Raw genomic sequence first — 11,729 nt, 5'->3', positions numbered from 1 at the left:
GCGCGCGAGCCCTCCCCGCCGGCCTGGTGCTGCGCCGGCGGGATGAGGACGGCGATCGTCAGGCCGGCTCGTCCTGGATCGGCACCGTGGGCAGCAGCAGGCAGGCGCCGAACAACGCCACGGCCGCGATCACGATGCCCGCGAACACGGCGCTCGCCCCCGCGTGGAGGGCCGCCCCGTCGCCCGACGCGGCGATGACGGCGTTGGCGATCGCACCGAACACCGCGACCCCGCCCGCGCCGCCGACGGAGCGGGCGAGCGCGTTCGCCCCCGAGACGACGCCGCGTTCGTGCTGGACCACGCTGGACTGGGCGGCGATGAGGGTCGGGTTCGCGACCAGCCCCAGTCCGAGCCCCACGACGAAGCACCCGAGGGCCGTGAGCGGCACCGAGGCCGCGAAGGCGAGCCCGGCCACGAGCGCGGTGCCGGCGATCGTGACGACGGCGCCGATGAGCGCGGTGCGCCGGAACCCGATCCGCAGGTAGAAGAGCCCCGCGAGCGACGCGGTCACGGGCCAGCCGAGCGTCAGCGTCGCCAGTGCCAGCCCGGACACGATGGGAGCGGCTCCTGCCGCATCCTCGAGGAAGGGCGGCACGAAGGACACGAGGCCCATCATGACCACGCCGATCAGGAGCGCCGCCAGCGTGCTCGTGGAGACGATGCGTCGCCGAAGCAGCCACGGGGCGAGGATCGGATCCTCCGCACGCCGCTCCGCCCACAGGAACGCGAGGAGCAGCACGAGACCGGAGCCGAACACCGCGAGCGACGGCCACGACATCCATCCCCAGGCATCCCCGCCCTCGAGCACGCCCAGCACGAGCAGCACGAGCGTTCCGGTCAGCAGCACCGCGCCGGCGTAGTCGATGCGGCGCGGGCGCCGGGCGAAGTCCTCGCGGTACGCGCGCCAGAGCAGCCAGAGGGCGAGCACGCCGATCGGCACGTTGACCCAGAAGATCCAGCGCCAGCTCACGAACTGCGCGAACAGCCCGCCGAGGGTGGGCCCGGCCACGGACGCCACCGCCCAGACCGTCGCGAGGTAGCCCTGTGCCCTCGCCCGCTCCCGGACCGTGTAGATGTCGCCGGCGATCGTGAGCGCGGTGGGCATGATGGCCCCCGCCCCGACGCCCTGCAGCGCCCGGAACGCGATGAGCCAGACCATGCTGCCCGCGAGCGCGCACAGCACAGAGCCGAGGAGGAAGACGCCGATCCCGACGACCATGACGGGCTTGCGCCCGAAGGTGTCGGCGAGCTTCCCGTACACGGGGACCGTGGCCGCCTGAGCGAGCAGGTACACCGAGAAAAGCCATGGGAACTGATCGAACCCGCCGAGCTCGCGCACGATCGTGGGCACGGCGGTCGACAGGATCGTCGAGTCGATCGCGATGAGGAACGTCGACAGCATGATCGACAGCAGCACCGGGCCCCGCGCCGATCGCAGTCCCACTCCGTCGATGCGTGTGCCCATCCCGCCATCCCACCACGAGCGACGGCGCCCGGCGGACATCGTGTTCGGAGAACGGAAGGCGGATGCGGCGTCCAGCCCTCGACAAAAGCGCGGCGCCGCGGTGGAATCGGGGGATGAGGACGTTCGCACGGTGGCTGCTGGCCGCCGCCATGGTGTTCGCGGGGATCGGTCATCTCACCTGGGCGCGCCGAGAGTTCCGCGCCCAGGTGCCGGAGTGGACGACGCGGATCGCGCCGCTCGACGAGGACGGGGTCGTGCTGGCCTCGGGCGTCGTCGAGGTGGCGCTGGGGGTCTCGCTCGTGGCGTGCCGTCGGCGGCGACGACTCGCCGGAGCCGTGCTCGCCGCCTTCTTCGTCGCGGTCCTCCCCGGCAACTGGGCGCAGTTCACACACCGTCGCGACGGCTTCGGCCTCGACACCGACGTGAAGCGGCTCGTCCGCCTGTTCCTGCAGCCGGTGCTCGTGGCGTGGGCGGTGTGGAGCACGCGTCGCTGAGGCCGGTGCTCAGTGCCGGAGCGCGCGGAAACGGTGCTCAGGGCGGCCGGTCGAGCCGTACCGGAGCGTGACCTGCACGAGGCCTCGCCCCGCGAGCGCCGTGAGGTGCCGCTGCGCCGTCGCGCGTGACACGCCCGCCCGCTCTGCGACCTCGGATGCCGACGCCTCGGCGTCGCCGAGCGCTCGCAGCACGGTCCGAGCGGTGACCGAGCGCGAGAGGCTCGCGGTGTCGTCGGCGTCGCGGAGCACCGCGAGCGCCCGGTCGATCTCCTCCTGGCCGAGCGGCCGCGACGTGGCGAGCAGGTTGCGGTAGCGCGCGTAGCGGTCGAGGCGTGCGATCAGACCCTCGGTCGCGAAGGGCTTGACGAGGTAGGCGAGGGCTCCGGCGCGGAAGGCGCGGCGGACCGTGGCGGCATCGGTCGCCGCCGACAGCACGAACGCGTCCGCGTCGGCCGCGCGGACCAGCTCGATCCCGTCCCCGTCCGGCAGGTAGACGTCCGCGAGGAGCAGGTCGGGGCGCTCGTCCCGCAGCGCCGCCAGCGCCTCCGCCGCGGTGCGCACCGGGGGCAGCGGGGCGAAGCCGGGACGCGAGGCGACGACATCCCGGTGGATGCCGCCGACGCGGAAGTCGTCGTCCACGATCAGGACGCGGATCTCGGTCATGTGTCCTCCTGTCGGTGAGCGGGGCGGATGCAGCCCGGCAGCCGGGCGCCGAAGACGGCGCCCGCGCCCGCTCCGGCGGCGTCGATGAGCCAGACCTCGCCGCCACGGCGGCGGGCCAGCTCGCGCGACAGCGGCAGGCCGATGCCGAGCCCGTGCACGGCTGACGGGGGAGCCTCGCCGGGCGACCGCCGCGCGAAGACCCGGTCGGGCGCCGACACCCCGGGCCCGGAGTCGGCGACCGTGACCACGAGCGCGTCGCCCGTCGTCGAGGAGCGTCACCTCGACCCAGCGCGGGGCGGACCCGCCCGCGGCCGCGACGATCGCGTTGTCGACCAGGTTGCCGAGCACCGCGACGGCATCCTCGACGTCCTCGACGCGGCCGCCGAGGAAGGTCTCCTCCCCGACGCGCAGCGACACGCCGCGTTCGGACGCCGTCACGGCCTTGGCGCCGAGGAACGACTGGAGGAACGCATCCGAGACGAGCGAGATGCCCGGGACGGCGTAGTCGATCGAGCCGCGGTCGGCGAGCTCGCCGATGAACTCACGCGCCTCGGCGCTTCGTCCCGCGTCGATGAGCCCGGCGGCGGCGTGCAGGCGGTTGGCGTACTCGTGCCGCTGTGCGCGCAGCGCGTCGCTCATGGTCCGGACGCTCTCGAGCCGCTCCGCGAGCGCGAGGAGGTCCGTGCGGTCGCGGAGCACCGCGACCGTGCCGAGCGAACGCCCTCCGCGATGGACCGGTCGCACGTCGACGTAGACCAGGCGGTCGCCGAGAACGACGCCTCCTGCGGCGCCGCCGCGGAGCGCGTCGAGGGCGGCTGGCGCGAGGGCGAGCCGGGCGAGGGGGCGGCCGACCGCATCCGTGACGCCGAGCATCGCCGCCGCGGCGGCGGTGCACACCCGCACGACGCCGTCGTCGTCGACCGCGACCACGCCGTCCCCCGACCCCTCCAGGACCGCGGCCTGGGTCTGCACGAGCGCCACGAGGTCCTCCGGCTGCAGGCCGAGGGTCACGCGCTCCAGGCGTCGCCGGGAGAGCTGGGCGGCGAGCAGCCCGATCGCGACCGACGCCACGACCGCGACGCCGATCCCCCCGAGCAGCGCCGGCAGGTCGTCGAAAACGCTGGCCCGCTCGAAGCCCACGCTCACCTCACCCACCGGGGCGCCGCCGCCGGGCGGGTACACCGGCACCTTCGCGCGAGCCGACTCGCCGAGCGTGCCCGTCTCCCACGTCACGACCTCGCGCCCGCTCAGCGCCTCCTCGAAGCTCGTGCTGACCACCTCGCCCAGCCGTACGGGATCCGGGTGCGCCAATCGGATGCCGTGGTCGTCCGTGATGACGACGAACAGGCCAGAGGTGCGCGCCGTCACCTGGCTCGCGTAGGCCTGCAGCGCCCCGGCCCGCAGCTGTGCGGCATCGGGAGTGCCCGGATCGGCCGAGAAGTCGGCGACCAGCTCGCGCACCTGCGGCGACTCCGCGACCGTGCGGGCGATGCTCAGCGCCGCCGAGTCGGCCTCGGCGCGCAGCTGCTGGACGCCGAGCCAGGCGAACACGGCGGCGCAGACCGCGACCGCCCCGATCTGGACGGCGACCTGCACGAGGAGGGTCCGTGTCGAGAACCGCATGCGCGCTCCCATCTGCGCAGAATGCGCGAAACCCACGCTACGCGCACAACGCATCGCAATGCGGGATACCGCGCGTGCCGGCCCGATCGCCGCCTAGTGTCGCGGCAACCACCTGCGGGCGTCCCGACGACGCCGCGACGAAGGAGTCGAGATGCAGCCGTTGCTCATCCCCGCCACGGCGACCGAGGACACGGTCGCCTTCGTGCCGCCGGAAGGCGTGCTGGTCGTGCTCGGGTTCGCCATGATCCTCGTGTTCATGGCGCTGATCATGACGCGCCGCCTGACGCCGATGGTCGCCCTCATCACGGTGCCGGCCGTGTTCGGTCTGTTCGCCGGCGCCGGGCTCGGCCTCGGCGACATGGTGCTCGACGCGATCGGCAGCATGGCCCCCACGGCGGCGCTGCTGATGTTCGCGATCATGTACTTCGGGATCATGATCGACGTCGGCCTGTTCGACCCGCTGATCCGCCTCATCACGCGGCTGCTGGGCGACGATCCGGCCAAGGTCGTCGTCGGCACCGCGATCCTCGCCGGCGCGGTCTCGCTCGACGGCGACGGCTCGACGACCTTCATCATCACGACATCCGCCCTGCTGCCGATCTACCTGCGCCTGGGCATGAGCCCGGTCGTCCTCACCTGCGTCGCCGGTCTCATGAACGGCACGATGAACATCGTGCCGTGGGGCGGCCCGACCGTGCGCGCGGCGACCGCGCTGGGCCTCCAGCCCACGGACGTGTTCGTGCCGATGCTGCCCTCGCTCGCTGCGGGCATCGTCGTCTCGCTCCTGTTCGCATGGATGCTGGGACTCGCCGAGCGCCGGCGGCTCGCCGGCCGGGTCGACACCGCCCGGCTGAGCGAGGGGGAGGGGCCGCTGCGCGGGCCCAGGCTCTTCCGCGGCGCCGAGCGCAAGCCGGGCGCGATGGCCACGCTCGCGACGGGCAACCTCGTCACGGTCCGCGGCGGTCGCTCGGCGATCGCGGCGGCGGATCTCGTCGACACGGCCGACACGGCCATGGCCGACACGATGCTCGACCCGAACCGGCCGACGCTGCGACCGCGTCTCATCTGGGTCAACCTGGTGCTGACGCTCGCGGTCATGGTGCTGCTCGTGCTCGACCTGTTCCCCCTCGCCTTCGTGTTCATGGTGGGGGCCGCGCTCGCGCTCGTGATCAACTTCCCGAAGCTCAAGTCGCAGGCCGATGAGATCGTCGCCCATGCGCCCAGCATCGTCGGCGTGGTCTCGATGGTGCTCGCGGCGGGTGTGCTCGTGGGCGTCCTGAACGGCACCGGGATGGTGGCGGCGATGGCGAACTGGGTCACGCAGGTGATCCCCGACTCCCTCGGCCCGTTCATGGCGGTCATCACGGGCGTGCTGTCGATCCCGTTCACGTTCTTCATGTCCAACGACGCGTTCTACTTCGGCATCCTGCCGATCCTCGCCGAGAGCGCGACCGCCTACGGCATCCAGCCCGTCGAGATGGCGCGCGCCTCGATCACGGGTCAGCCGGTCCATCTGCAGAGCCCGCTCGTCCCGGCCATCCTGCTGCTCGTCTCGCTCGCCGGGGTGAACCTCGGCGACCACCACAAGAAGGTGCTGTGGCGTGCCGCGATCGTCTCGCTCGTGATGCTGGCCGTCGGAGTGCTGTTCGGCGCCGTCCCGCTGGCGGTGTGAGCTCGCTCCGGCCCCCGCGATCGGTCGCGGGGACCGGAGCGGACTCAGCGCTTCGACTCGACCAGCCGGATGCGCACGATGTTGTCGGTGTCGTCCATCTCCGCGATGTCGGGATGCGCGGCCACGAAGTCGCTGAAGCTGCGGTGCCCGAGCGCCTTCTCGCTGAACGAGGGATCGAGCCGCGTGATGAGGCTCTTGACGGCCGAGGCGTGCTGCCACTGCGACGGGTCCTTGTCGTTCTCCAGCCGCAGCGCCCGCTCGAGGAGGTCGGCCGCCGGGTCGACGGAGCGTTTGCGGGCGCGGGGCCGCTGCTCCGCCGCATCCTTCTTCGCCTTCTCGGGCGAGGAGACGCCCGGCAGCGAGTCGTAGGCGTCGAAGCGGTCGCAGGCCGCCGCGAGCGACTTCGCCGTGGATCCGGCCACGCCCACCCCGACGACGAAGCGCCCCAGCCGCCGGCAGCGCTGCGCGAGCGGCACGTAGTCGGAGTCCCCCGCCACGATGACGACGTGCGTCAGGTCGGGCAGGCGGAACATGTCCTCGACCGCGTCGACGGCGAGCCGGATGTCGGCGCCGTTCTTCGCATAGGCGGCCGCCGGGAACAGCTGGACGAGGTCGACCGCGCGGGACACGAGCTGCGTGCGGTACTCGGCGTTCACGGGCGACGACCAGTCGGCGTACGCACGCGTGAGCACGAGCGTGCCGAACGACGTGGCGTAGTCGATGATCGCACCGACATCGACCGTCGCCGCCGCGAGCTTGGCGGCGATCTCGGGATCGGCCGGATTCTCGGCGATGCGCTGGCGGTCCCGTGAGTAGCCGTTGCGGCCGTGCACGCGGTCGTACCAGCTCATCACGATGTTGTCGAAGTCGAGGTAGACCGCGACGCGCGGATCCGAGGTGCCAGCCATGAGACCAGTGTCGCAGGTGGGGTTGTCCACCTCCTGCAGATACGCGGCTCGTCGGGCATAGCGATCCCCTAGGATCTCGGCATGCCGGTCGTCCTCTCGCTCATCGTGCTCGTGCTCATGGTCGTCGCGATCATCGACATCATCACGCGCGACGAGGGCATGGTGCGCTACATGCCCAAGGTCGTCTGGATCCTGCTGGTGGTCCTGCTGCCGTTCATCGGCAGCGTGCTCTGGTTCGTGCTCGGGCGGGAGTGGCCGGCGCGATCCGTGACCCGCCCCTCGCCGCCGCCGTTCGCGCCGTGGGCGTCGGAGCCCGCCCCGCCGCCGACCCGTGACACCCGGACGACGGAGCAGCAGCTGGCCGACCTCGAACGCGAGATCGAGGAGGAGCGGCTGCGCGCCGAGCTCGCGCGCCGGCGTGCGCAGCGCGACGAGGACGCCTGAGCGCTCATTCCTGCGGGTAGCGCAGCCCGATCTGCTCGCGCACCGTGTCGAGCGTGCGCATGATGGCCACCGACTCGGCGAGCGGAAGGACGTCGGAGTCGATCGCGCCCGCTGCGATCAGGCGTTCGGCGGCGAGCGCCTGGAACTGCATCCCGCGGCCGTCCACGCGCGAGACGTGATCCTCGAGCACCGTTCCGTCGGGGCCGAGCAGCCGGAACGAGGTGGGGCAGTACCAGACCCGGTCGATGTCGATGCGGGCCTCGGTCCCCACGACGTGGGCCGTGTTGGGTCCCGCGGCGCGGGACGACGAGATCGAGGTCGAGAGCGCGCCGCCGGTGTGCGTCATGATCGTGGCGACCTCGGCGTCGGCGCCCGTCTCGGCGAGCCTTGCCCGCGCCGTGACGGTCTCGGGCGCGCCCAGCACGTCCCAGGCGAACGAGACCGGATAGATGCCGAGGTCCAGCAGCGCGCCGCCGCCGAGCTCGAGCGCGTTCAGCCGGTGCGCGGGGTCCGTCGAGATCCGCTGCGTGTGATCGGCGAAGACCGTGCGCACCTCGCCGAGCGCTCCGTCCGCGAGCAGCTCGCGGATGCGTGCCATGTGCGGCAGGTAGCGCGTCCACATGGCCTCCATCGCGAGCACGCCGGCCCCGGCGGCCGCGTCCGCGACGCGAGCCGCCTCCTCGCCGGTGAGGGTGAACGGCTTCTCGACGAGGACGTGCTTTCCCGCCGCGATCGCGGCGAGCGCGTTCTCGGCATGCGCCGGATGCGGCGTCGCGACGTAGACGATGTCGACCTCGGGGTCGGCGACGAGCGCCTCGTAGGAGCCGTGGGCGTTGGCGATGCCGAACTCGGCGGCGAAGGCCTCGGCGGATCGGGCGGAGCGGGAGCCGACGGCGCGGACGTCGAGACCCGCCGTCCGGAGGTCGGAGGTGAAGGCGTGCGCGATGCCGCCGGTGGCGAGCACGCCCCAGCGCAGTCCGGCGGGCTTTTGGGTCACGTCTCCACCGTAGCCGTCGGAGCGGCCCGGGGGCGCGGGGCATAATGACGACAGCGACCCGCCGATCGGCCGTCGCGCGGGAGAGTGGTGGATGAGCGACGCGGCGACGGGCAGGCGCCCGAGCATCCGGGATGTCGCCCGCCTGGCGGGAGTGTCGCATCAGACGGTCTCGCGCGTCATCAACGACCACCCGAGCATCCGGCCCGAGACCCGCGAGCGAGTGCTCGGCGTCATGGCCGAGCTGCGGTACCGGCCGAGTCGGGCGGCACGTGCGCTCGTGACGAGCAGGTCGCAGACGCTCGGCATCCTCTCCGCGTCGAGCACGGAGTACGGCCCCGCATCCGCGATCGCGGCGATCGAGGCAGCGGCGCGGGAGCGCGGCTACTGGGTCGGCACCGTCAACGTCGAGCCGGGAGACCCGGACTCGATCACGCGCGCGATCGCGCACCTGCTGGCGCAGTCGGTCGAGGGGCTGGTCGTGGTCGCGCCGCAGGAGCAGGTCGCCCGTCTCCTCGCGGCCCAGCGCCTCGACATCCCCGTCGTGACGCTGCAGAACACCGCGGTGGACGCGCGCCAGGCGCTGTTCGTCGACCAGGTGGCAGGTGCGCGGCGCGCGACCGCGCACCTGATCGAGCTCGGCCATCGGCGCATCGCCCACCTGGCCGGTCCCGGCGGCTGGTTCGAGGCCGAGGCCCGGATCCGCGGGTTCGGGGCGGAGCTGGATGCGCACGGCCTGACCGCGGCGGCGTCCGTCGTCGGCGACTGGACGGCCGAGTCGGGCTACCGTGCCGGCCGGGAGCTCCTGCGCGCGGGCGAGGCGACGGCCGTCTTCTCCTCGAACGATCAGATGGCGCTCGGCGTGCTGCACGCCGCCCACGAGGCGGGACGCGACGTGCCGGGCGAGCTCAGCGTCGTCGGCTTCGACGACATCCCGGAGGCCGCGCACTTCTGGCCGCCGCTGACGACGGTGCGCCAGGACTTCGCTGAGCTCGGTCGCCGGTGCGTGGAGGTGCTGCTCGGCCCCGAGGGAGCGGCGGCCGCCGAGCGCGCCGTCATGCCGGAGCTGATCGTGCGTGCGTCGACGACGGCGCCCCGCTAGTATCACCATGTGAACGGTCACAAAGAGTCGACGGCGTCCGAGATCGATGCGGCCATCGCGCGCGTGCGCGCGGACGTCGCCCGGCTGCACGCGGAGCTCGTGCGGTACGGGCTGGTCGTGTGGACCGGCGGCAACGTGTCGGGCCGCGTGCCGGGCGCGGACCTCTTCGTCATCAAGCCGAGCGGGGTCTCCTACGACGAGCTGACGCCGGAGAACATGATCCTGTGCGACCTCGACGGCACGGTCGTGCCCGGCACGCCGGGGAGTGAGCGCTCGCCCTCGAGCGACACGGCCGCGCACGCCTACGTGTACCGCAACATGCCCGAGGTCGGCGGGGTCGTGCACACCCACTCGACCTACGCCGTCGCCTGGGCCGCCCGCGGCGAGGAGATCCCGTGCGTCATCACGGCGATGGCCGACGAGTTCGGCGGCCCGATCCCCGTCGGCCCCTTCGCGATCATCGGCGACGACTCGATCGGCCGCGGCATCGTGGCGACCCTGCGCGGCCACCGCTCGCGCGCCGTGCTCATGCAGAACCACGGCCCCTTCACGATCGGCACGGACGCGAAGGATGCGGTCAAGGCGGCCGTGATGCTCGAGGACGTCGCCCGCACGGTGCACATCGCGAAGCAGGGCGGTCCGCTCGTCCCGATCCCGCAGGAGGCGATCGACGCGCTGTTCACGCGCTATCAGACGGTGTACGGCCAGCCGTCCTGACGCCCGGCCGGCGACGCCGCGCGCCGTGTATGACGGAGTGAGTCGCAGGAGTGGTGTCGCGCCCGCCCGGGTGTGACACTCTCCGCATGGTCAAGCGCATCATCCTCAACGCCTTCGACATGACGTGCATCAGTCACCAGTCGGCGGGAACCTGGCGGCATCCCGAGAGCAAGGCCGTCACGTACAAGGACCTCGAGTACTGGACCGAGCTCGCCAAGCTCCTCGAACGCGGACGGTTCGACTCGCTGTTCATCGCCGACGTCCTCGGCACCTACGACGTCTACCGCGGCTCGGCGGCGACCGCGCTGCGCGACGCCGACCAGGTGCCGGTCAACGACCCGTTCCTGCAGGTGCCGGCGATGGCGCTCGTGACCGAGCACCTCGGCTTCGGCGTCACCGCCGCGCTCACCTATGAGCAGCCGTACGCGCTCGCCCGCAAGTTCTCGACCCTCGATCACCTCACGAAGGGCCGCGTCGCGTGGAACGTCGTGACGAGCTACCTCAACTCCGCGGCGGTCAACCTCGGTCTCACGCAGCAGATCGGCCACGACGAGCGCTACGACCTCGCCGACGAGTTCATCGACGTCACCTACAAGCTGTGGGAGGGGTCGTGGGAGGAGGACGCCGTCGTCGCCGATCGTGAGCGCGGCGTCTACACCGACCCCACCAAGGTGCACCCGATCGGACACCAGGGGAAGTACTACACGGTTCCCGGCATCCACCTCTCGGAGCCGTCGCCGCAGCGCACGCCCGTCATCTTCCAGGCCGGCGCCTCCTCGCGCGGTCGCACCTTCGCCGCCAAGCACGGTGAGGGGGTGTTCATCAGCCCCGCGAACCCGGAGCAGGCGCGCGCCATCGCGACCGACATCCGCGATCTCGCCGAGGCCGAGGGGCGCTCGCGCGACTCCGTGAAGATCTTCGTGCTGGTCACGGTCATCACGGCCGCCACGGATGCCGAGGCGCAGGCGAAGTACCAGGAGTACCTGTCGTACGCCTCGGGCGAGGGCGTGCTCGCGCTCTACGGCGGCTGGACCGGCATCGACTTCGGGCAGTGGGACCCGGACCAGCCGCTCGAGGAGGTCGAGAACGACTCCCTGCGCTCGGTGCTCGCCTCGCTCGCCAAGATCGACCCGGAGCGTCAATGGACCCCCGCCGACATCGTCGAGCAGCGCTCGATCGGCGGCATGGGCCCCGTCATCGTCGGCGGCCCCGAGACCGTCGCCGACGAGCTGGAGCGCTGGGTCGACGAGGGCGACATCGACGGCTTCAACTTCGCGTACGCCATCACGCCGGGCACGTTCGAGGACCTGGTGGACTACGTCGTGCCCGAGCTGCAGCGCCGGGGTCGCGCTCAGACCGAGTACGCGGGGACGACCCTGCGGGAGTCGCTGTACGGCGAGGGGCAGAAGCGCGTCGAGCCGACGCATCCCGCCGCTCAGTACCGCGGGGCGTTCACGAACGGCGCCAGCTCGGACGACGGCACGCTTCCCTCGAAGATCGCCGATCACTTCGCGGCTCAGCCGGCCTGACCCTCACCCCGCCGCGGCCTGCGCCTCCTGCGGCCCGTGCCTCCTGCGGTCTGCGCCTCCTGAGGTCTGCGGCTCCTGCATGTCCCACTTCGCCACCCTGCATGTCCCACTTTGGACC

At 72.3% G+C, this 11,729-nt stretch carries 11 protein-coding genes and 1 pseudogene; 6 read left to right on the top strand and 6 right to left on the bottom strand.

Going from position 1 to position 11,729, the window contains the following annotated elements; translation table 11 throughout:
• Positions 1-58: 58 nt before the first annotated feature.
• Complete coding sequence (locus tag QE381_RS06605) at positions 59-1,465, bottom strand: MFS transporter (RefSeq protein WP_307216566.1); 1,407 nt, start codon at positions 1,463-1,465, stop codon at positions 59-61.
• Between the two features lie 113 nt (positions 1,466-1,578).
• On the opposite strand from QE381_RS06605, the gene QE381_RS06600 reads away from it, so the two are divergent.
• Entirely contained in the window at positions 1,579-1,959 is a 381-nt protein-coding gene (locus QE381_RS06600) for a hypothetical protein (RefSeq protein WP_307216564.1), read from the top strand.
• Between the two features lie 9 nt (positions 1,960-1,968).
• On the opposite strand, the gene QE381_RS06595 is transcribed toward QE381_RS06600, so the two are convergent.
• The 3 genes and pseudogenes from QE381_RS06595 to QE381_RS17830 all read right to left on the bottom strand — a co-directional run.
• Positions 1,969-2,622: a response regulator gene (locus QE381_RS06595; RefSeq protein WP_307220422.1), complete on the bottom strand. Its 654-nt coding sequence runs from the start codon at positions 2,620-2,622 to the stop codon at positions 1,969-1,971.
• On the bottom strand, positions 2,619-2,840 hold the full coding sequence (locus QE381_RS06590; RefSeq protein ID WP_307220420.1) for an ATP-binding protein: 222 nt from the start codon (positions 2,838-2,840) through the stop codon (positions 2,619-2,621). Before QE381_RS06590 ends, QE381_RS06595 begins: the two co-directional genes overlap by 4 nt.
• Before the next feature lie 364 nt (positions 2,841-3,204).
• Positions 3,205-4,245: pseudogene (locus tag QE381_RS17830) on the bottom strand (histidine kinase); the annotation flags it as partial.
• Positions 4,246-4,396: 151 nt separating this feature from the next.
• Between QE381_RS17830 and QE381_RS06580 the strand changes: the two are divergent.
• Positions 4,397-5,917, top strand: coding sequence for a CitMHS family transporter (locus tag QE381_RS06580; protein WP_307216562.1), 1,521 nt, complete (start codon positions 4,397-4,399; stop codon positions 5,915-5,917).
• Between the two features lie 44 nt (positions 5,918-5,961).
• On the opposite strand, the gene QE381_RS06575 is transcribed toward QE381_RS06580, so the two are convergent.
• Positions 5,962-6,825, bottom strand: a complete 864-nt coding sequence (locus QE381_RS06575) for an NYN domain-containing protein (RefSeq protein WP_307216560.1) — start codon at positions 6,823-6,825, stop codon at positions 5,962-5,964.
• 81 nt (positions 6,826-6,906) lie between these two features.
• Here QE381_RS06575 and QE381_RS06570 point away from each other — a divergent pair, with 81 nt between their 5' ends.
• A complete protein-coding gene (locus QE381_RS06570) occupies positions 6,907-7,269 on the top strand; it encodes a PLDc N-terminal domain-containing protein (protein ID WP_307216558.1) in 363 nt (120 codons plus the stop codon).
• Positions 7,270-7,273: 4 nt separating this feature from the next.
• On the opposite strand, the gene QE381_RS06565 is transcribed toward QE381_RS06570, so the two are convergent.
• Positions 7,274-8,266, bottom strand: coding sequence for a Gfo/Idh/MocA family protein (locus QE381_RS06565; RefSeq protein ID WP_307216556.1), 993 nt, complete (start codon positions 8,264-8,266; stop codon positions 7,274-7,276).
• A gap of 91 nt (positions 8,267-8,357) precedes the next feature.
• On the opposite strand from QE381_RS06565, the gene QE381_RS06560 reads away from it, so the two are divergent.
• The 3 genes from QE381_RS06560 (at position 8,358) to QE381_RS06550 (ending at position 11,611) form a co-directional block, all read left to right on the top strand.
• Positions 8,358-9,365, top strand: coding sequence for a LacI family DNA-binding transcriptional regulator (locus QE381_RS06560; RefSeq protein WP_307216554.1), 1,008 nt, complete (start codon positions 8,358-8,360; stop codon positions 9,363-9,365).
• Positions 9,366-9,374: 9 nt separating this feature from the next.
• On the top strand, positions 9,375-10,082 hold the full coding sequence (locus QE381_RS06555; protein WP_307216552.1) for an L-ribulose-5-phosphate 4-epimerase: 708 nt from the start codon (positions 9,375-9,377) through the stop codon (positions 10,080-10,082).
• Positions 10,083-10,168: 86 nt separating this feature from the next.
• Positions 10,169-11,611: an LLM class flavin-dependent oxidoreductase gene (locus QE381_RS06550; RefSeq protein WP_307216550.1), complete on the top strand. Its 1,443-nt coding sequence runs from the start codon at positions 10,169-10,171 to the stop codon at positions 11,609-11,611.
• Positions 11,612-11,729 lie beyond the last annotated feature (118 nt).

The sequence above is a fragment of the Microbacterium sp. SORGH_AS_0888 genome (assembly GCF_030818905.1).
GTDB lineage: Bacteria > Actinomycetota > Actinomycetes > Actinomycetales > Microbacteriaceae > Microbacterium.
The sequence above is the reverse complement of the archived record's forward strand: the minus strand, read 5'-3'. Positions and strand labels throughout refer to the sequence as shown.